This window comes from Bifidobacterium saimiriisciurei, assembly GCF_010667655.1.
In the GTDB taxonomy this organism is placed as follows: domain Bacteria; phylum Actinomycetota; class Actinomycetes; order Actinomycetales; family Bifidobacteriaceae; genus Galliscardovia; species Galliscardovia saimiriisciurei.
On the sequence record NZ_WHZU01000018.1, the window covers coordinates 1 to 21,920 of the forward strand.

12 protein-coding genes are annotated in these 21,920 nt (G+C 65.4%); 4 read left to right on the plus strand and 8 right to left on the minus strand.

What is annotated here, in order from left to right:
• A partial coding sequence (gene rpoC, locus GFD18_RS09610) for a DNA-directed RNA polymerase subunit beta' (RefSeq protein WP_163228278.1) occupies positions 1 to 2,854 on the plus strand: 2,854 nt, incomplete at its 5' end.
• Between the two features lie 134 nt (positions 2,855 to 2,988).
• On the opposite strand, the gene GFD18_RS09615 is transcribed toward rpoC, so the two are convergent.
• Complete coding sequence (locus GFD18_RS09615; RefSeq protein WP_163200313.1) at positions 2,989 to 4,197, minus strand: putative ABC transporter permease; 1,209 nt, start codon at positions 4,195 to 4,197, stop codon at positions 2,989 to 2,991.
• Positions 4,198 to 4,485: 288 nt separating this feature from the next.
• Between GFD18_RS09615 and GFD18_RS09620 the strand changes: the two genes are divergently transcribed.
• The gene (locus GFD18_RS09620) at positions 4,486 to 5,082 is read left to right on the plus strand and encodes an FHA domain-containing protein (protein ID WP_191997378.1); all 597 of its coding nucleotides are present in this window, start codon (positions 4,486 to 4,488) and stop codon (positions 5,080 to 5,082) included.
• A gap of 46 nt (positions 5,083 to 5,128) precedes the next feature.
• Here GFD18_RS09620 and GFD18_RS09625 read toward each other — a convergent pair whose 3' ends face one another.
• From GFD18_RS09625 to GFD18_RS09655, 7 genes are all read right to left on the minus strand, one after another.
• The gene (locus GFD18_RS09625; protein WP_163200274.1) at positions 5,129 to 5,695 is read right to left on the minus strand and encodes a variant leucine-rich repeat-containing protein; all 567 of its coding nucleotides are present in this window, start codon (positions 5,693 to 5,695) and stop codon (positions 5,129 to 5,131) included.
• Between the two features lie 7 nt (positions 5,696 to 5,702).
• Positions 5,703 to 6,677: a PP2C family protein-serine/threonine phosphatase gene (locus GFD18_RS09630; protein WP_163200275.1), complete on the minus strand. Its 975-nt coding sequence runs from the start codon at positions 6,675 to 6,677 to the stop codon at positions 5,703 to 5,705.
• A 1-nt stretch (position 6,678) separates the two neighbouring features.
• The gene (locus tag GFD18_RS09635) at positions 6,679 to 9,279 is read right to left on the minus strand and encodes a transglutaminase-like domain-containing protein (RefSeq protein ID WP_163200276.1); all 2,601 of its coding nucleotides are present in this window, start codon (positions 9,277 to 9,279) and stop codon (positions 6,679 to 6,681) included.
• Positions 9,276 to 10,526 (minus strand): DUF58 domain-containing protein, encoded by a 1,251-nt coding sequence (locus tag GFD18_RS09640; RefSeq protein ID WP_163200277.1) that lies wholly within the window; start codon positions 10,524 to 10,526, stop codon positions 9,276 to 9,278. The genes GFD18_RS09635 and GFD18_RS09640 overlap by 4 nt, the downstream gene beginning before the upstream one ends.
• 34 nt (positions 10,527 to 10,560) lie before the next feature.
• Positions 10,561 to 11,973, minus strand: a complete 1,413-nt coding sequence (locus GFD18_RS09645; RefSeq protein WP_163200278.1) for an AAA family ATPase — start codon at positions 11,971 to 11,973, stop codon at positions 10,561 to 10,563.
• Positions 11,974 to 11,999: 26 nt separating this feature from the next.
• Positions 12,000 to 17,936, minus strand: coding sequence for an Ig-like domain-containing protein (locus tag GFD18_RS09650; protein ID WP_449727618.1), 5,937 nt, complete (start codon positions 17,934 to 17,936; stop codon positions 12,000 to 12,002).
• A 118-nt stretch (positions 17,937 to 18,054) separates the two neighbouring features.
• Positions 18,055 to 19,461, minus strand: coding sequence for a serine/threonine-protein kinase (locus tag GFD18_RS09655; protein ID WP_163200279.1), 1,407 nt, complete (start codon positions 19,459 to 19,461; stop codon positions 18,055 to 18,057).
• A 150-nt stretch (positions 19,462 to 19,611) separates the two neighbouring features.
• On the opposite strand from GFD18_RS09655, the gene GFD18_RS09660 reads away from it, so the two are divergent.
• Together GFD18_RS09660 and GFD18_RS09665 are read left to right on the plus strand one after the other, a co-directional pair.
• On the plus strand, positions 19,612 to 20,625 hold the full coding sequence (locus GFD18_RS09660) for a zinc ribbon domain-containing protein (protein ID WP_163200280.1): 1,014 nt from the start codon (positions 19,612 to 19,614) through the stop codon (positions 20,623 to 20,625).
• Between the two features lie 17 nt (positions 20,626 to 20,642).
• Positions 20,643 to 21,902, plus strand: coding sequence for a zinc-ribbon domain-containing protein (locus GFD18_RS09665; protein ID WP_163200281.1), 1,260 nt, complete (start codon positions 20,643 to 20,645; stop codon positions 21,900 to 21,902).
• Positions 21,903 to 21,920: the final 18 nt, after the last annotated feature.

Genomic DNA, 21,920 nt, shown 5'->3' on the forward strand with positions numbered 1-21,920 from the left:
CGGCCGTTCCGTGATCGTCGTCGGCCCGTCCCTGCGCATGCACCAGTGCGGCCTGCCGAAGCCGATGGCCCTCGAGCTGTTCAAGCCGTTCGTCATCAAGCGTCTCGTCGACCTCAACTACGCGCAGAACATGAAGAGCGCCAAGCGTCTCGTCGACCGCGGCGACTCCGAGGTGTGGGGCGTGCTCGAAGAGGTCATCTCCGAGCATCCGGTGCTGCTCAACCGTGCACCTACGCTGCACCGTCTGGGCATCCAGGCGTTCGAGCCGATCCTCGTGGAGGGCAAGGCCATCCACCTGCCGCCGCTCGCCTGCGCCGCCTTCAATGCCGACTTCGACGGCGACCAGATGGCCGTCCACCTGCCGCTGAGCGCCGAGGCACAGGCCGAGGCCCGCTCGCTGATGATGGCTTCCGACAACATCCTCAAGCCCGCCGACGGCCACACCGTGACCATGCCTTCGCAGGATATGATCCTCGGCCTCTACTACCTCTCCACCGTGATCGAGGGAGCCAAGGGCCAGGGCCGCATCTTCTCCTCGCTCGACGAGTGCCGCATGGCCCTCGACCTGCACGAGATCGACCTGCAGGCCAAGGTCCTCATCCGCGTGCCCTCCGACTTCGTGCTGCCGAAGAACTGGGAGCCGGGCGAGGTCAAGGTCGTCGACCCGCGCGACGGCGAACCCGACACCGTCAAGGAGGAGCGTTTCGCCGACGGCTCCGTGCTGTTCGCGACCAGCTACGGCCGTATCCAGTTCAACAGCACCCTGCCGGTGGACTACCCGTTCGTGAACCACCAGGTGGCCAAGAAGCAGCTCGCCGGCATCGTCGACGACATCGCCTCGCGCTACTCCACCCAGCAGGTGGCCGCCTCCCTCGACGCCCTGAAGGACATGGGCTTCACGCGCGCACCGTGGTCGGGCGTGACCTTCGCCTTCTCCGACGTCATCGAGCCGCCGGAACTCGACGATCTCGTGAACAATTCCGAAGAGGAAGCCCACAAGATCAACAACAACTACAACATCGGTCTGCTTACGGAAGAGGAGCGCCGCCAGGAGCTCATCGACCTGTGGAACGAATGCACCGACAAGGTCTCCAAGGCCGTCGAGGAACACTTCGACCCGCAGAACAACCTGTCGATCATCGTGAAGTCCGGTGCACGAGGAAACATGATGCAGATCAACCAGATCGCCGGCATCCGTGGCCTCGTGGCGAACCCGAAGGGCGAGATCATCCCCCGACCGGTGAAGTCCAACTACCGCGACGGCCTGTCCGTGCTGGAGTACTTCATCTCCCAGCACGGTGCGCGTAAGGGTCTGGCCGATACCGCACTGAAGACCGCAGAGTCGGGTTACCTCACCCGTCGTCTGGTCGACGTCTCCCAGGACGTCATCGTGCGCGAGGAGGACTGCGGCACCAAGCAGGGTCTGAAGATGAAGGTCGCCGAACGCGACGACGACGGCAACCTCGTGCTCGTCTCCGCCGCCGACGGTGGTCCGTACTCCCGTCTGCTCGCGGCCGACGTCATCGACCCGGCCGACGGCGAGACCGTGCTGTACAAGCGTAACGACGCCCTGTCCATGGACGTGCTCAACGACCTCGTCGCCCACGGCGTGGAAGAGGTCAAGGCCCGTTCCGTGCTCACCTGCGAATCCAAGCGCGGCGTGTGCGCCAAGTGCTACGGCTGGTCCATGGCCACCAACAAGCTGGTCGACGTCGGCGAGGCCGTCGGTATCGTCGCCGCCCAGTCCATCGGCGAGCCCGGTACCCAGCTGACGCTGCGTTCCTTCCACTCCGGTGGTGTGGCCGCCGCGTCCGATATCACCCAGGGTCTTCCCCGTGTCACCGAGCTTTTCGAAGCCCGTACGCCTAAGGGCGAGGCCATGATCGCCGAGTACGACGGCACGGTGAAGGTCGAGGACAACGAGACCGGACGCACCGTGACCCTCACCCCCGACGACAAGGAGGCCCGCAACTCCGACGGCGACAAGGTCGAGCAGTTCACCTACAAGGTGACCCGCCGCGTGCCGCTGCTGGTGAAGGACGGCGAGCACATCAAGCGCGGCACCAAGCTGTACGAAGGCTCCGTCGACCCGAAGCAGATCCTGCGCATCATGGGCGCCCGCGCCGCGCAGACCAACATCGTCGAGGAAGTGCACACCGTGTACCGCTCGCAGGGCGTGGACATCCACGATAAGCACATCGAGGTCATCGTCCACCAGATGCTGCGCCGCTACACCGTGCTCGACTCCGGCGACACCGAACTGCTGCCGGGCGAGCTCGTGGACAAGGCCCGCTTCAAGGAGATCAACAAGGCCGCCGTCAAGGCCGGCAAGAAGCCCGCGACCGGCCGTCCGGAGCTGATGGGCATCACGAAGGCCTCGCTGGCCACCGATTCGTGGCTGTCCGCCGCCTCCTTCCAGGAGACCACCCGCGTGCTCACCGAAGCCGCCCTGAACCAGAAGGTCGACGACCTCAAGGGCCTCAAGGAGAACGTGATCATCGGTAAGCTGATCCCGGCCGGTACCGGCCTGGCCCGTTACCGCAACGCCAAGGTCGTCCCCGACAAGGCGATCCGCGACACGATCTACCCGAGCTTCGGCCTCAGCGAGGACGACGGCACCAACCTGAACGACCTCTCCGACGCCGATCTGAGCGATGTGGACTTCTCCAACATCGACTTCGGCGATCTGAGCCTGGGCGACGACTTCAACCCCGACGATTTCCTCAACGATCTCGGCGGCGAGTCCGACCTCGGCGATGACAACGCCTCCGGCAACGGTGACAACGGCATCGACCTCGGCAACCTGCCGACCGACGGTACCGACGACACCTCCCTGCCCGGCGACATCAAGTAGTCGATAACAGGCCGACAGACAGCAAGGAGCCGCAGCCCCCGTTCCGGGGCTGCGGCTCCTTTCGTCGTATTGGCGGACATTCGGATCCTCGTCGGCGAATATTCCAACGGTCGAATATTCAAATATTCAGGCCGTCACACACGGCCGCTCAGCGTCGGGTCGATGGTCATCGTCTGGAAACGATGCTGCATGTAGGCGTCGTCAAAATGATTCGCGAAGAACAGTTCGATCGGCGAACCCGGCTCGAATCCAGCGACCCTCGTATACCAGCAGTCCAAGGCCATCAGCGTCATCGTGCCATCGACGAACATGAGCACGAACGCCGCGACCGTCACCGAATAGCGCCACGCCCATGGAATTCGGTTGATGAGCCGCAGCAGATGCGGCAGGCACCAGCGTATCCACAACAGGCCGAGGCATCCCCACATGATCATGTACTTGCCGCTCGTGCGGCCGCCGATCGACAGCCACTGGCCGGTGTAGTCCCACGCCGTCACGCCGAACGCCACCTGCATGAACAGGCTGGTCGCATATTCGAACGCGCCTCCGATGATGGCGCTGGCGATGAAGATGAGCAGCGGCCGGCTATCCCACAGACGGTTGAGGAACACGGTGAGCAGGACCGCGCCGAAACCATAGATGGGAGAGAAGGGGCCGTACAGCAGGCCGGCGCGATCCTGCCATTCGCCGTTGTACAGGACGAAATGATAGACGGTCTCGATGCCAAGACCGACGACGCAGGCGACGACGAACACCCAGAACAGGTTGAAGAAGTCCAGCGCGATGTACCCTTTGCCGGTCAGATCACGGCCGACCATACCGATTTTCGCGGCCTGTTCGAGCTGGTCGCGTTCCCTGAGCCGGCGCAACGTACGCTGCAGCTCGCGCTCCCGACGCAGCCACGGGTCCGCGGTGATGGAAATGGTCACCAGCAGAATCAACTGGATGAACGGCAACAGCAGTTCGATGTCCAGACTGTACAACGCCAGGTCCGACAGTCCCTCGACGAGGGTGACGGGAATGAGCGCATACGCCCATCGGGCGGCATGACGGCGACGGTTGCGTACCAGCAGGAAGCCGAACACGATGAGGCCGGCGCTGTTGACGACCAGCACGACCGCATGAATGCAGGAGAGGATGAACGTCAGGGACGTGTCGACGTTCGACGGGTTCAGCGCCCGGACCGCGACGACGATGGCATACACCAGCATCGGCAGCGTGACAAGGCCGTTGACCAGGCACAGTGCGCCGTAGACCTTGGCGATCAGCGGCAGGCGACGGCCTTCGAGCGCGCGTTCGCCGACGGCCGTCTCGTTGTCGAGCGCGGCCTGCGTGGCCGCCATCGTGGTGTCACGCGCGAGATCGTCGACATCGGGAGGCGGGACGGCGGGCACGCTCCGCCCGGTCGTTCTCGTGCCATGCTGTGGATGAAGCGGTAATGCCATGTCATCTCCCCGAACGTGAATGAGTAATGACGTCTGTATCCTACGATGTCTGTCATCCTAACCGATGCGATGACACGGCAGCGACGTCTGGGAAATCGATGTCTGCGAATGCGATGGCGTATGGATGCCGGATGCCCGGCGAAAGAATGACGACGCTTTTACGCGATGTGTGGTAGGAATGAAATCATGACCTCTCATATTCCTTATCCGCCGCCGCCCGAGCCGGGCTGGTACGACGACGACAGCACCGTGCTCGGCCAGATTCCGGTCGTCTCCCAGGATGGTGCGTCTGCTGACGCTTCCGCAGATGCCCCTGCGGCGGTGCAGGAGCGGACCGGCGCCGAGCCGCAGCATGTGGAGGCCCGGGCCTCCGGCTCCGAGGCGATCGATGACGCCAGCCAGGACTGGGACAGCACCGTGCTTTCGCCGTCCTTCACCATGAAGGAGCCCGAGCACCGGTACCGTCTGCATAACGAAAGCACCGGCCAGACGGTGGTGCTGGAGAAAAGCACGCTGCTGGGACGCAAGCCGAGCCAGAGCATTCCCGAAGGCGCCACGTCGGTGACGCTGGCTGACCCGACCCGCACGATCTCGCGCAACCACGCCGCCGTAAGCTTCGACAAGGACGGTGCGCTGTGGATCGAGGACTACGGTTCGTTGAACGGCACGTTCCTCATCGTCAACGGCGAGGAATCGCAGGTGGTGAAAGGCACGCCCGTCAAGGTGAGCGTGCCCTGCACCGTACGCATCGGCGACCAGTTCTTCTCCCTCGAAGAGGCCTAGTCCATCCGAATCATCTGAATCGTCTGAATCATCCAGGACCCGGAGATCAGCCGCGCTGGGCGAGTGCGGCATTGATGGCCGGGTCTCCCAGGGAAGCCAGCCAGTTGAGCAGTTCGGGGTAGGTGCTCGGGTTCTGCGCGATGTACACGCGCAGCTCGGGTGCATACTGTGCAATCTGCGCGATGGTCATCAGGTCGGTGTTCGGGTCGAGCGCCTGCGCCACCGTGAACCCGTACTGGTTCGTGGCGACGGGCTGCTCGGCCACCTGCTGCACGGGCTGTTGAGCCTGAGCCTGAGGCTGCACGGCAGGCTGCTGCGGTTCGGCGGCCGCCGGTTCCTCGTATGCGGGCTGGGCCTGCTGGGGCTCGTCCCGCACCTGTTCCGAAGCGGCCTGACCGTAAGGATTCGTGGCGACGAAGCCTCGTTCGCGGGCCGTCTCCTTCGCCCTTTCATCGCCGAACTCGGCGATCCACCTCAGCAGTCCGGGGTATGCGCGCTCATGGGCGGCCACATTGGCGCCGAACTCCGGGTTCTCATAGGCGATCTTCGCGAGAAAGACCGGATCGGCATCGGGGTCCTGCACGGCGGCGACTGCGGAGTCATAATCAACCATGGTGTGCTCACTTTCCATTCTGTCCGGCATTGCTCCGGGCGGTTACAGTTCTCAGTGTGTCCAACGTCGAGTCGTCGACGTCGAAAATGTCCTCATTGTGGGCGATTTTCACGTACGACCATGAATCGTCGTTTCCGGCGTCGTCGTCCGTGATGCCGTCGTGGCCGTCGGCCTTGGTGACGTCCACGACGATCACCGTCACGTTGTCGCGGCCGCCGGCGTCAAGCGCGGCGGCGACCAGCGCGTTCACGGCGTCCTGCGGCGTCTCGTGCGCGGCGGCGATGGCCGCGATGGAGGCGTTGTCGATCTCCGAATGCAGGCCATCGGAGCAGACGATGAACCGTCCGGTCAGGTCGGCGCGGAAGAAGTCCGGCTCGATGCCCTCGGGTGCGCCCACGCATTGCGTGATGATGTTGCGCGGCACCAGCTGTTCGGCGAGCTCGGGAAGCATGGCTCCGGTGTCGATGACCTCCTGACGGCGAGAATGGTCCCTCGTGATCTGCACCAGGGACGAGGCCTCCCATGCCGAGCCGTCGGGCGTGCGGCCGAGATGGTAGGTCCGTGAATCACCCACGTTGACGACGTACCAGACGTTGCCGTCACCCGTCTCATGTCCCAGCCGCTGATGGAATCCGAAACCGTCGTCATCGTCCGCGGCGTCGGCGAGCGCGGAGGCGTCGGCGAGGATGAGGCCGGTGGCCGTGGTGCCGGCCACGCCGCCGTATTCCGCGCCGAGCCGCAGCGTCTCCTGCTGCGCGGTCTCGAACGTGGCGCCGATCATCTCCTTGGATCGCGTGGGCTGCTGTGCCAACGCGTCGAAACGCTGCAGCGTGCGGCTGCTGGCCTCCTGTCCGGCCACGCCGCCGCCCATGCCGTCGCAGACGAGGAACAGGCCGTGACCGATGAGACCGCAGTCCTGGTTCATGCTGCGCTTGCGCCCCACGTCGCTCAGCAGGGCGGCATCGATATGCAGATCGGTCATGTCATCCTTTCCTTGTCGTGCCGTTGGCGTCGGCATCGGCTGTGTCGGCGGCGGTTCCGTTGCCGGAGCCCCGGCGTGAACGTCCGGCGAACGGTTTTGCCATCAGCGATCGTATCGTGGACCATGCCGAAGCGCGCCACGTCGCCGTCGTTCCGTCACCATTGTGCGTCGGATTGGCGGATATCGGGTCGGCGAACACGCCCTTGAGCGAAAGTTTCGTACGGATCCGACGATTGCGCGGCAGGCCGCGCAGCATCGCCGCCCGTACCTGGTCGACCGTGTTCCAATAGGTGGCCGCCGACTTGTCGTTGAGCGTGATGCCGGAGAACGCCGCGTAGTCCGCCTGCTTGCTCAACGCGTCCAGCGTGGACTGCGGCAGTGCCAGCTGGCGGGCGAGCTCGCGGCTCTGCTCCCGGCGCGTGCCGGTCGCATGGACGCCGCTTTGCCGCGCCAATATGCAGATCTGGCGCCATCCCTCGGCGATGCGCATGTCGGGGTCGCCGCGTTTGCGGGCCCTGGAGAGCATGACCGCCTTGATGCCAAGGATCGTGCCGACGACGATGAGCAGCAGCCACAGCGGACTGCCATACAATGCCACCATGCCCACGACGCGCAACACCTTGCGCAGCCATAGCGACGAGGATTCGTCGTCCGCATCGCTGCCGCCGAGATTCGACTGGCCCTTGGTCTGGTTTTCGTCGCGCAGCGGATCCTGCAGCGGCACCGGGGGCTGGCGGACGAGGTTCTGCGGCTTCGGGGGAGTGAGGTTCTGGTTCTCGTTGGGGACCTTCGTCTCCTTCGGCGTCGGATAGAACGCCGTCCATCCGTAGCCGTCGAGCTTGATCTCCACCCAGGCCTCGATGTCGTTGCCGGTGAAGTCGATGCTCGTCGTGCCGTCCTTGGCGGTCTTCGTGCGCGCGTCGGTGATCTCGCCGTCCTTGTTCTTCGGGATGAAGCCGAGCACCACGCGCGATGGCAGTCCGAGCTCACGGGCCATCAACGCCATGGCCGAGGCGTACTGTTCGCTGTCTCCGACCATCGAACTGCCGGCCAGCAGCTTGTCGATGCGGTAGGCGCCGTGGCCCGGCAGCGACGGATAGTCGCCCTTGAGGCCGTGGGAGAACCAGCCGTTGTCCTTGAGCTTGTCGGCGAGGCGCTGCGCCGCCGCCCCGCCGTCGGTGCTGCCGCCGGCGAACGATGTGGCGAGCTTGCCCACCGAATCGGGCACGTCCTGCGTTTCGGGCTGGGAGATCGAGTCCGCCTGTGCGTTCTCGACCTGCTTGTCGGTCGGCTTCGCCGGCACGACGCCATGCTCGGTGTATGTCAGGTTGCCGCGCACCTTGTTGGTGAGCAGACCGGAGTTCGTGTCGGTGTTGTAGTAGAAGGATTCGGCGTCGCCGGATGCCGAACCGGATCCGAACCTCACCGACGTGGCCACGCCGGCGGTGGGGAACCACACGTCGTCGAGCCCGTTGTGCACGGTGAACGTGGCGGTGAAGCGCTCGCCCTTCGTGTTTGCGCGCTCCTCGCCGCCGATGGTGTCGCCCATGCGGCGGTAGTCCGAGGAGTCGGACGATTCGGACGAGTCGGAAAGGTTCCACACCGTGCCGTCGAAGCGGTCCATGACCGCCAGACGGACGGGCGTGCCGGCAGGCAGATTCCTCACCGTCAGCAGCTTGTCGGTCTTGTGGTTCTTCACGAAGGCGCGCATGCCGCTCATGGGGCTTGCATAGTTGTAGGGGCTCAGCGGCGGTTCGTACTTGTCGCGCAGGATCTGACGGTCCTGGCCGACGGCGAAGGATGCGCCGACGGCGGCGCCCGCCGCGATGACGACGATGAGAATGGCCGAGACGAAGCGGTTGAACTCCAGCAGTCGCATGCGCCAGCTCAGCCAGACGATGAGCAGCAGCGCCAGCACGACGCCGATGGCCACCGGCTGCACGCCGACGCTGGTGCCCAGAGCCGCGCACACGGCGAAGTTCACGGCCACGGCCACCAGCGACAATACGGACACCAGCTGCTTGCGGGCGAGCGCGAACACGCCGGAGAGGAAACTCATCCACAGGACGATGGTCAACAGCGCCATGAGGTCGCCTTCGCCGGTGCCGACCGCCGGATCGATGGAGATGAGGTACTTGTATGCGCCGAACGTCGCCGAAGCGCCCTTCGCGAGGGTGTCCACGGATGGGATGACGTGAGCGATGGTCGTGTTCTGCAGTGCGATGACCGGCCCGACGACGAACTGCGCGACCAGCAGGAACACCAGCTGCCACCACAGTCGCAGCGAGGTCTTCAGCCCCGCGAGCGCGACGGCGACGCCGATCAGGGCGGCCGGCAGCGCGCACAGCGCCCACATGCCGATCGTGCCATAGACATCGATGAGGTTGGCCGCCGCGAGAAGGTTCGTCACCAGCATGACCAGCAGGCTGATGAGATGCGACGGCATCGACTGGGCGTCCAGCAGCGCGGTGCCGCGCAGGCGGTCGCCGCCCTTGAGGCCACGCGTGATCCATATGGCCGAATGCGTGGATTCGGCCCACGTGCCGGTCGCCGTGCCGGTGCCGGTCACGGTGCCGTCCTGAAGCGGAGTGAATTGCGTCATGCGAGCACCCCCATCACCATGGGCAGGTCGTCGAGCTCGCCGATGGTGGCGAGCACGAAATCATCGAACCGACGGATCGAACGCTGCGCTCCCATGTCGGCGCACAGCACCAGGCATGTCGCGCTTTTCGGCAGCGGCATCACCATGCGTTTGATGACCTCCACGTTTTTCATGCTGCCGACGACGAAGCAGTAGAGCGAGGCGTCCGGGCAATGCCTGAGCGCCGCCACCGAAAGATTCGGGTTCTCCTCAGCGTCCGGCAGGATCGCGCTGCACGAGTCGAGGAATCCCATCGCGTTCTTCGGCGTATCATGCTCGTCGTCGACGAGCACATGAAGCTGACGTTCCTGCAGCACGCACTGCACGCCGATGGACGCATAGACGGATACGGCGAGCTCGAACTCGGCGGCGTCCACGTAGTCGTGCGGGCTGACGCCGATGCCCAGCGCCGTCGTGGTCTTGCGCGTGGCCTCGTACTGCCGGATCATGAGTTTGCCCGACTTCGCCGTGGACAGCCAGTGCACGTTGCGCATGTCGTCGCCCGGCTGGTATTCGCGCAGACCGTAGAAGTCGAGGTCGTCGTCGACGATGTCGCCGCTGGGCTGGCCCTCGAGATCGCGCTGGATTCCGGCGTTCAGCGATTGTAGGCGCGCGATCTTGGGATGGATGAACACGTTGATGCGGCTGGCCAGCGTCTTCTCGTGGCGAATCAGACCGAACGGGTCGCCCTTGCGGATGCGCAGCGGCCCGACCGGCAGCACGGCGCGCGAGATCGTCGTGAACTCCACGCTGGTGTGTTTCTCCTGCTTCGGCGCCAGCGCGGGGATGGAGAAGCTTTCATGCATCGTGCCCAGCGACAGGTCGCCGCGCGCATGCGTCGTCGGTGTCTTGCCGGGGTTCTTGATGGAGACGTCGACCGGCACCACGTCGCCCACGGTCAGGTGACGGCTCGGCACCGACAACGCCGCGGAGAAGCCGGTGTTGCCCAGCGACAATCCTATGGCGATGACCATCATGACCGAGGCGACCACGCACATCGCCAGCAGCTCATGCCAGCGGACGAACGAGAACGCGACGCCGCAGACGACGGCGAAGCCGAGCACCGTCCAGCCGAGCGGCGATACATACGATTTGAGGAAGCGCAACGGGCGTTTGCCCTTGTTGCGCCAGTCGCTGCGCCTGCCTCGGCGCGGGGGAGCGGAGCGTCCCCGGCGCCGGACATGCTGATGCAAAGCGGGATGAGCCATGATCATTCGTTCCTTACGGTCTCGTCAGGCTCTGTCAGGCGCCGATGGTCGGGGCGACCACGTCGTCGAGGATGGATTCGATGACGCTCTTCGCGGTCTGCCCGGCGAAGGTGGCCTCGGCGGTGAGGATGATGCGGTGGGCCAGCACCACCGTGGCGAGGTCCTTCACATCATCGGGCACCACGTAGCCCCGGCCGTCGGCGGCGGCCCACACGCGGGCCAGACGGATGAGCGCCAGGGCGCCTCGCATCGAGGCGCCGACCATCACCTGGTCGTTGTGGCGGGTGGCCTCCACCAGACGCACGACATACTCCTCGATCGCCTCGTCGGCGCGCACCGTCTGCGCGATCTCGCGCAGACGCAGCACGTCATCGGCGCTGGCCACGGCCTCGACGGTGTCCGCGCGGTCGCGCACATTGGCCTCGTGCAGGATCTTCAGGCTCGCCTCATGGCCGGGGTCGCCCAGCGAGGTCTTGATGAGGAATCGGTCGAGCTGGGCCTCCGGCAGCTTGTAGGTGCCGAGCTGCTCGATGGGGTTCTGCGTGGCGATGACGATGAACGGCTGCGGCACCGGATACGTCACGCCGTCGACGGTGACCTTCTGCTCCTCCATCACCTCGAGCAGGGCCGACTGCGTCTTCGGCGACGCACGGTTGATCTCGTCGGCCAGCACGGTCGCCGCGAAGATCGGGCCCTGACGGAACGTGAACTCGCCGCTCTTCTGGTCGTAGAACGTGACGCCGACCACGTCGCTCGGCAGCAGGTCGGGGGTGAACTGGATGCGCTTGAACGGCGTCTCGATGGAGTTGGCGAGGCCTCGCGCCAGCTGGGTCTTGCCGGTGCCCGGATTGTCCTCCAACAGCACGTGGCCGCCGGCGACGAGGGCCGCGACGCACTGGCGGATCGTGGTCTCCTTGCCGATGATCACCTGGGAGATGTTCGAGACTATGGTGTTGAACACCTGGTCGAAATGCGCAACGTCGGCGTCGGGCGTCGGCAGTACGGCCGCATTGGCGGTGGCGTGGCTGACGGACTTCGGCCGGGGCTGATTCTTCGGCTGCCGGGACGGTTTGGCGGCAGTCTCGGGGGCGGCCGTCGTGGCGGGGGCCTGCTTCGGCTGGGACTGGGCCTTCGACTTCGAGGGGATCGCCACCTTCTTGGTGGCCGGCTTCGGACGCTGCGGCAGCGCCGGCTTGCCGGCTTTGTGCTCGGACTCGGCCTTCTTCGGCGTCACATGGGTCTTGGAGCTCAGCTGCGTGGCATCGGAGAGCACGGTCGTGTCCGACAGTCTGGTCGTGTCGGAAAGCACCGTGGAGTCCGACAGCACCGTGGAATCATCGGCCTTGTTCGCCGGCCTGGCGGCGTTCTGCGGCCTGTCCGCCTGCTTGGGGGCCGTCTGCTTGGGCGCGTTCTGCTTGGCGTCGGCTCCGGCGTTGGATTCGGTCATGGTTGTTCTCCTTTGTTCCCTGTTCTCTAGTACAGCTGCCGTAGCGCTGCCGGTCTGATGAACGGCGATGACTGCCGCTCCACATATTTCGATTCCACCGATGGTTCGGGCGTCACCACCTTGCGGGTGCCGTTCACCGTCTGGTCCTCCACCTTGGTGGAGTAGTTCGAGTCGCTGTTCAGCGTGACGGTGAGCGACCAGGTGGGCGCGTTGCTGGCGATGCCCTTCGCGTCGATGGTCGTGCGGTCGGGGGTCCATCCGTCGATGGTCTGTCCGTCGACGACCAGCTGGTAGGTGGCGTTCTGCCCATAGCGGTTGATGGCCTGCGAGGCGCCGGTCACGGTGATCTTGTCGTGGTCGGCGGAGTCCCACGTCAGCTTCATGACGCTGGCGTCGACCTTCGGCTTGACCTTGTAGGTGTAGTTGTCCTGCGAGGAGACGGCCTCGCCCTTCTGCCCCTGCAGCGTCTGGTAGGCGGTCGCCTTCGGGCAGCTCGACCATTCGCCGATGGGGATGCTTTCGTCACCGCTTTTATCGCTGTAGGTCTTGCCGCCGAAGGAGACGACCACGGCATCGACGTCGCCGACGCTGGACCAGCTGACCGAGCACGAGCCCTCGCCATGGGATGTACGCAGCGTCGGCTTCTTGATGGCGTACGTGGGCGTGATGGTGTTCGAGGAGGCGGCCGCCGGCGCGGGCCCGGTCTTCTCCGGGTTCACCGTGGCCGTCACCTGCAGCGGCTTGAACAGCTCGTCCTTGCCGATGGTGAAGCTGGTGCCTCCGCCGCCGCAGGGGACGCTGCCGCCTCGGGAGACCTCCACGCTCGAGCATCCGGCGCCGTGCAGGTCGCCGACCTTCACCTCCACGCGGATCGTGTACGGGTCGCTTTCGGACTGTGCGATGCTCACGCTCGGCTTGTCGACGTCGCCCCACGGCGCGTCGTTCTTCGTGCTCGTGCCCTCCACGCCGTCGCCGGCGCGGTTATGCGCCCGCACCTTGGCGGAGAACGTCTGGCCTCCGGCGCTGCCCGGCACCTCGAACGTGGCCGAAGTGGAGTTCACCGTCTGCGACTGGCTGCCTGCGGCCGACGATATCGTCACCGTGTACTTGTCGGGCGCGCTGCCCACATAGTCGGGCGTGCTCCACTGCACCGAGACCGCATGGTATCCGCCGGTCACCTCGATGCCGGTCGGGGCGTCGGGCACCTTGTCGGGCATGCCCTTCACCGTGTTCGACGGCGCCGACCAGCCGACCTCGTTCATCGCCCTGACGGTGAACGAGTATTCCTTGCCGTTGGTCAGGCCGGTGATCTGACAGGTGGTGTTGGCGCCGCAGTTCTTGGTCTTGCCGTCGTAGTCGACCTCGTACTGGGTGACCGGGCTGCCGTTCGACGATCCGGGCGTCCACGCGAGGTTCACCGCGCCGTCGGCCGGCGTGCCGGCGACGGGGGAGAGCAGCGGGGCGTTGGGCTTGTCGACGATGGAGACGGTCACCGTGGCGGTCACGTTGCGCGAGGCGTCCTTCGTGCCGTCCTGAATGGTCACGATCACCTTGTTTGTCGAGGCGCCGATGTCGTTGCCCGGCGTGATGGTCAGGTCGCCGTTCGCCGTATAGCTCACGTTGAGCTTCGCCGCGTTGTCGGTCGTCGCGCCGATCACCGTCAGCGGCGTATCGGGGAACGGGTTGTAGGCGCCCTGCAGGATGTTGACGTGCTCGGCGGTTCCGGCCTTCGCCTTGATGCTCATGCCGGAGACGCGCGCCAACGGCTGGTTCGTCTGCGTGACCCGCAGCGTCACGCCTGCGCTGACGGACCCGCTGTCGGAGTATTTGATGCTTACCGGCATGTTCACGATGGTTCCCGGTTTCGCGTCCTTCGGCGCGCTCACCGTCAGATTGCCGTCCGAGGACAGGCTGGACTCGATGGGGGAGGTGCCGCCCGACGTCGAATACGTGTAGGCGCGCTCGTCCTCGTAGGTACCCTCCGGTGCATGCGTGAGCTCGCGCAGCGATACGGTCTTCCGCCCCTCTCCGGGAACCACGTCGATGGTCGGCGCGGAGAACGTGGGCGGCGGCACCTGACGGCCGATCACGGTGATCGGCAGCGTGATCACGGCCGAATTGATGATGGCGTTCTTGTCCTTGTCCTTCTTGCCGTCGACCGCGGTGAACGTGATGGATGCGGGGCCGGCGTAGTCCTTGGCCGCGGTGAACTTGAGCTTCGTGTCGCTCACGTACAGGTCGCCGCCATCGGACTTCGTGGCGCTTACCGAGCCCTTCGACTCGATGGTCGCGGTCTTTCCGGCGCCGACGCGCACATAGTCGGCGATGTTGATCTCGATGGTCTCTCGCGCGCGCACCTCGAGCTTCGGGGCCTTCGGCCGCAATGTCGGCGGGAACACGCCGTATGCCGGCACTTGGATGAACGCCGTCGACGTGACGTCGTACTTGGTGTTCGTCACCGTGTACGGCACCGCGCGGGCCTCGTCGGTCAGATCCACGGAGATGACGGTCGACTTGTCGCCGCCCTTCATGCGGGCGTGGGACGATGCGCTGGGATGCACGGCCACCTTGAGCTCGTCCATCTTGCCGGAGGGATTGGCGATCCAGTCCTTCACGTCCACGTCCACGGTCTTCTTGTCGATGGTCGCGGCCGCCGGGACCTTGTAGTCGTAAGCCGTCGGCGGTGATATCGGCGCCTTGTCGGAGACGTTCACCGTCAGCGTGCCCGTGTCGGACAGCCCGGCCTTCGTCTTCACCGTATAGATGATGTATGCGGTGCCGGCGCTGCCCGGCGCGGTGAGCTCCACCATGTTGTTGCGGGCCTTGGCGTCCTTGATGCCCTGCAGCTCGAGCTTGCCGTCGAGCGTGAGGCTCTCGCTGTCTCCGGAGATGTCGTTGAGCAGGACCGGCACGTCGACCGCGGTGTTCGGCCGGATGGATATGGAGTCGTCGCGCGCGTACACGCCCGAATCGGATTCGCTCTTGAACACGCCCACGCGGATCTGCGCCTGCGCGCGCTGGCCGGTCCAGTCCTCCACGGCGTACGAGAAGGTGTCGGTGCCGGAGGAGTCGGCGTACGCCTCATACACCAGATAGTCGGCGCCCGTCTCGGTGATGCGGCCCAGCTTCGGCGCCGCGTTGCCCAGTCCGTTGAGCGTGTCGCCGTCGCCGTCCACGTCGATGCCGGTGAGCGTGATGGGGATCTTCACCTTCTGTCCGGCAGCCACCTGCGCCTCCACGTCGGCGGGCGTGGGCGCGGGCTTGTTCGCCGCGTCCTTCTTGTGCACGGTGATGGTGATGGTGCCCGAGGCCGTGTTGCCGAGATTGTCCTCCACCGTGTAGGTGACGGGGAACACGCCTTCGGCGTCGGTCGCCTGGTAGCGCACCGTGTTCTCGGAGACGAACACCAGTCCCTTGAACGTCTTCCTGTCGTACTGCAGATGGTCGCGCAGCTTCACGGTGGTGCCGTCGGCGTAGCTCACGTGGTCGAGCACCGGCACGGTGACGATGCCGTCGGCACGCACCTGCGCGTTGATGTTGCCCGCCTTCGGGGCGGAGTTCTGCGTGGAGAGGGCCGGCGGCTGCAGTATGATGCGGCCCTCCGACGAGCCCTGGGCGTTGGCGACGGTATAGGTGACGGTCACCGGCTTCGTCGGCACCTGCCGCGCGGTCAGATACACGCGCTTATGGCTCACGATGCCGGTCTTCACGCCCGAATCGCCGTCCACGCTCACCGAACTGATGGCCAGCACGCCGCCCAGCGGGTCCACGTCGTTCTTCAACGGCTCGACGATGGCGGTGTTGTCGGCGCCGAGCAGGGCCACGTCGTTGGCGGCGATCGGCTTGGCCGCGCCGCCGCCGACCGGCTGCACCTCGATGCGGGCGAGACCCGTGGCCGGCTGCGTGCCCTGGGCGATGGTGTACGACACATAGTAGGTGCCGGGGTTCGCGGCCTTGAACGTGAACGTCATGTCCTCGTTGTTGGCCGTGGTCGAGGCGTTCTTCGGCTGGTTCACCGCCGAAAGCTGCGCCGGCTGCACCGACGTGCCGTGCACGTACGGCTTGAGGTCCACGGTGATGCTCTTGTTCGGCTGCGCCTGGCGAACCACCGGGTCGATGACGGCGATCAGCGTGTTCGCCGGCCTTACGGAGAAGTACACCATGCCTTTGCCGGTCGATTCGCCGTCGGAGACGGTCACCTCCACGCCCACGCGGCCGCTGGACTGCGAACCGGTGTTGAACACGAGCTGGCCGTCGGCGCGCGTGGAGACCATCACCTGGTCCGAATTGGTCGGCACGGCGGAGACGAGCGTCATCGGGTCGCCGTCCGCGTCGGTGAAGCTCGCCAGCGCGTTCGCCGTGTACGAGGCGCCCTGCTCCACCTGGTATTCCGGCGGGGTGTCGGTCTGACGCGGCGCCTTGTTGCCGCCGTCGGCGATGGTGAGCGTCACCGTGGCCGACGACGTCTGCTCGCGGCCGTCGGAGATCGAGTACGAGAACTTCACGGTGCCGGCGGAGGCGTGCGTGGCGTCGAGCTGCAGGTACCGTCCGTCATACACCGGCGCGACGCTCATGCCGTCGCCTACGGACTCCACCTTTTCGATGCGCAGCACCGAGCAGTCGGTCTGCTCGTCGTTGCGCAGCACGTCGAGGATCTCCTCGCTGCCCGCGCGCACGCCGAACGAGTCGTCCACCGCCTTGATGGAGCCGGACGTGGCCGAGCATTTCTCCGCGAAGTTCTGATGGTTGGTGGCCGTATCCTGGCTTTCCGCCGTCTTTTCGGTCTTTTCCGTCTCTATCTTGTTCCACTGGATCTTGATGACGTCGGTGGAGGAGTCGGGATTCCAGACGTTGCCGTTCGTCACGTCGTTGAGCACCACCAGACGATGGTTGGTGCGGAACTTCAGCTGCGAGGTCTCCGTGACCTCCTTCAGCGTCTGGAACTGCGGGTCGGACTTCAGCGAGCCGTTGCCCGGGGCGCCGCACGCCTTGATGAAGTTGTTGGCCTTCTGGCTCCACGCCGCGTAGATGCAGCCCGCCGAGGAGACCGGCTGCGCCACGTCGCCGGTTCCGCCGGACTTCAGCTGCACGGGCCTGTCCTTCGGATGGTCGAGGTTCGCCAGCATCAGGCCGCCGGTGGTGGATGCGGCCACCCATGAGGAGTCCTGCCGGTCATCGACCGGGGCCTGCTGGAGGGTCACGCGTCCCGTTGCCGGCAGTTCGATGGAGCCCTTGTCGAACGTCAGCGTGGAGTTCGAGACCACGACCGGCCTGCCGCCGACCACGGTGAAGTCGTCGGCGACCAGCTGCTTCCCCCCGTTGAGCGAGCCGAGCTCGCGGGGGTTCGTGCTCTGTGGATTCTCCAATGACAGCACCATGGCGTCGGACGGCCGGTATCCGTAGACGACGCCGTGGCTGTCGACGACGATTCTGCCGCCGTCGCCGAGTCTCATCGACGGCTTCGACGTCGTAGGGGTCACGGAGTCGATGGAATCGGCCTTGCCGACCCACACGTTGCCGTTCTTCGTATTGATGAACGCGACGGTGTCGCCGCCGATGAACGACGTGGTCTCTCCCTTGAGATCCGTCTGCCCGGCGATGCCGATGGTCGACGACTTGACCGCCATCGCGCGGCTGCCCTCGGTGAGCACCGTGTTCTCGCTGGCCTGCGATACGTCGAACTGCTGCGCCGACGAGGACACCGCCGCGTCGGCGTCCTGCAGTCGCACGTTGAATCGTGCGGCCTTCTGGTTCTTCAGCGACGTGATCCACACGGTGCCGTTGTCGAGCTGCACATGCTGCCGGGTGATGGAACTGATGATGATGGCGCCGGCGACCACGCCGAGCACCAGCAGCAACGTGATGACGGGCATAATCCAACGGTTGCGCCTCGTGGGCAGGACATTGCGGATGCGCGCCAGACGCGCGCGTACTGACGGGTGTGCTTCCTCGCTGCCGTTCACGGCTTCCCCCTACTTGCTGGCTTGTGCTCTCGGTCTCTCGATACTGCAACTCATGGTACGCGGCCGGTGTAACCGGGGCAATGCCCACGATTATTGCCGGCCGCTGGAAAATCATGCGTCATCGTCGCACGGCGCAGGCGGTCGCCGGCGTCTGGGACATCTGGCGGTCGGCCCGCACGATGCTCACCTGGATGCAGGTCTGCTCGTCGGTGACGTCGTCGATGGTCACGGTGGGGGAGTCCACGAGCGTGGTGTCGGCGTCCTGCTGGGCCGAGTCGTCGCTCACTCGGCTCCAGGCATACCGATCGCCGTCCTGCGGGTCGGGATTCGTCCACGTGAACGTCACCGAGGAACCGGAATAGCTGCCCGTCAGGCCGGTCGGCGATGGCACCTCCCTGGTGGAGATGCCATCATCCGACGGGTCGCCGCCCTTGTTCAGGGCGCTCGCATCGTCGCCGACGACCTGTGACGCGTCTCCACCCCGTCGCGAATCGACGTTCGGCAGCACGACACCGACGAACAGGCCTACGACGACGGCCAGCGCGGCGAGCGCCGAGACGGCGATGATGACGGGCTTCCTCCACGACCTGCCGGACTGGCCGACGACCTCCGGCGAACCGGCCGCGGGCGCCTGGCGCTTGCGGCGTCGCTCCTCGGGCAGATACTGCGGCACGCCTTCGACCGTGACCGGGGTCTGGTGCCCATAGCATTCCTGCTGCACGCGCTGCAGGTCGCGGGCGAATTCCAACACGGAATAATACCGTGCGTCGGGATTCTTGTTCATGGCACGGCGCAGCACCTTCTCCAACGATTTCGGCACGTCGGAGCGGCGGATGCGCGGCAGGTCCTCGTCGACGATGACCTGCGCCAGCTCCTTCGTGTCGGCGACCTTGTACCCGTATTCGAACGGTGAGTGGCCGACCAGAAGGCCGTAGAGCGTGGCGCCGAGAGAATAGATGTCGCTGGCCTCCGAACCGCCCGAGCGGCCGGTGAGGATCTCCGGCGGCGCCCAGGGGATGGAGAAGCCGCGGGCGCCGCGCGTGGTGTAGATGGTCGTGGAGATGCCGAAATCGGCCAGCACCGGCAATCCCTGCGCCGAGATGAGGATGTTGCTGGGCTTGAGGTCCCTGTGGATGATGCCGCGCTTGTGTGCGGTGAACAATGCACTCGCCACGTCGATGCCGATGGCGAGCACCTGGTCCACGGTCAGCTGGCTGGAGCGCGACAGCTCCTTGTAGCTGCCGCCGCGCGCGTATTCGAGCACCATGTAGCCGCGGCCGTCCGCCGTGATGCCGGCGTCGTAGATGGAGAGGATGTAGGGGTGCTCGGAAAGCTGGGCCATGAAGTTGGTCTCGGAGCGGAACCGATTGCGGTCCTCGCGCCGCGCGGTGGCGGCGTTGTTCACCTTGATGGCGACCAGGCGGTTCGGCGTCCGCTGGTGATACAGGAACACCGTGGCCGTGCCTCCCGAACCCAGGGTTCGTATGAAGTCGTAGCCTTCCAGAAGTGGCGGGTTGCCGTTCATGATGCTCTCCTCGGCTTTATGGGTCCTGCTGTCTTGCATCCTAGCGGGGGGAGCGGGATATCGTCGGAATCCTTCCGTTGTAACCAGCCTCGGCTTACAATGGGTCGCGATAGAGAAGAGCCCCCGTATATGCAAGGAGAAGCGAAGCATATGAAGATCTGTGAGCAGTGCGGACTGCAGAATCCCACCGAAGCGAAGTTCTGCCGCGGCTGCGGCCATCCGTTCCCGGCCAACGAGCCGGTTTCCGAAGAGACCCTGCTTTCCGAGCACGCGGCCGTCCCCGCGCCGTCCGCAGTGCCGGCCCCCTCCACCCCTCAGCCGCAGGCCGCGGCGCCCCAGCCGACCGCCCAGCCGGTGTATGCCGCGCCCCAGGCCCCGCAGCCGACGGCCGTGCCCCAGCCGCAGTACCAGGCCCAGCAGCAGCCCACCCAGCCGATCGCCATGCCCCAGCAGACCCCCGTGCAGGGGGCTCCGGCCGTCGCCCAGCCCGGCGCCGCCAACGCCTTCTTCGTGTGGCTGTGGGAATCGTTCAAGCATCCGTCGAAGCGTTACGCCACGCAGGCGTGGTGGGCCATCATTCCGCTCGTGTTCAATGCGTTCCTCATGGCCCTGACCGTCTACATGTGGGAAAGCAAGGCCGTGAGCGCAGCCGCCAACGTGGGCAACGGCATCCTCGGCGGACTGAGCCACGACCTCACCGGCAGCTCGTCGTACGCGCCGCAGATCGCGTCGCCCGGCGTCTCCATCTCCGAGCTGTTCAAGTTCTGGGTCATCTTCGCCGCCCTGCTGTACGTCATCGTGCTGATCTGCTTCATGGGCCGCAAGATGCTTGGTGAGGCGCAGACCACGTTCTCCACCATCCATGTGGAACTGGCGCAGAAGACCATGCCGATGGTGGCGCTCAACCTCGTCGCCTTCCTGTGCGCGCTCATCGGCTCCGGCATGCTGTTCCTCTCCTCCCTGCTGTTCATGGTCGGCCTGACCTTCATCATGGCCATCCCCGGCGCGATCGTGGCCCAGGGCGTCAACGCCCGCAAGCTCGACAAGACGTGGATGTGGATCTTCGTCATGCTGCTCGGCGGCCTGATCCTGTTCGTGTTCTTCATGATCATCGCCGTCGCCGGCGTCGCATCCGCCGTCTCCACCGTGCAGTCCCTGCTGTAACGGGGGGAAACGGCATCATGATTTTCTGCACAAGCTGCGGGGCCCGCAACGATGACGGAACCAGGTTCTGCATCAGCTGCGGTCATGCCCTCCAGGCCCAGAACAACGTTGCCGCGCCGCTGCCCACGGCCGTGCCCATGCCCGGCGTGCGCTCGCTGGCCGACGTCGCCGACGCCACGGACGCCACCGACGCGGCCGCGCCCACGGTCCCGCAGAAGATGAGCCGTCGCACGATGATCATCCTATGCGCCATCGGCGCGCTGATCATCGTGCTCGCCGCCGTGTTCATCACGCTCAGAAGCACCGTGTTCTCCCCGCAGGGGCCGTTGAACTCCTACGTTTCGGCCATCGCCGAAGGCGACTACGAGAAGGCGTCGAAGCTCGTCGACCCGGGCGTGGAGAACGACGCCCGCGCCCTCATGGTCAACAAGGCCGGCGAGAACGAGAGCCGCCGCATCAAGAACGTCGAGGTCTCGTCCATCAACCAGAACCGCGTGACCGGCAAATGGGAGGCGACCGTCTCCTATTCGGTCGATGGCGTGCAGAAGTCAAGTCAGATCACCATGGAGTCCGCAGGCAAGAAGCTCCTGTTCTTCGACTCGTGGAAGGTCGCCTCGCCCATGCTCACCACGTTGAAGATCGCCGTGCCGAAGACCATGACCAACGTCTCCGTCAACGGCGTCGACATCGACCTGTCGAAGGCCGCCACCGACAAGAGCGACGCCTCCGAGCCCGACGACCCCTCCTCGGACGTCGACTATTCCGAGATGGTGGAATACTCCGTGCCCGCATACCCCGGCGTCTACAACGTCGGATTCGCCGACTCCCAGTACGTGACCGGCAACGAGGTGAAGATCAACGACGCCGCCAAGGCCGCGTATCTCGTGCCCGAGGCCACCGACAAGCTCAAGAGCGAGATCCTCTCGCAGGTGCAGAAGCGCATCGACGACTGCACGGCGTCGAGCGCGCTGAGCAAGGACGGCTGCTCGTTCTCCAACGGCAGCTTTTCCTCAAGCTCCTCCATGGCGTACACGAACATCAAGCGAACCGCCACGAACACCCCCGAGATCGCGGAACTCGATCTGATGAGCGGCAGCTTCACCACCACCACGATCCAGACCACCATCACCTACCAGGAACGCTACTATTCCGACCAGCCGTGGGAGAACGACTCCGAAAGCGACTCCGGCACCATCTCCGGCACCATCAGCCTCAGCAACGAGAAGCTGACGGTCGACATCCCCAACACCGACGAGGACTCCGACGGCGGCTGGTGATCTACGCCATAGGCCGGA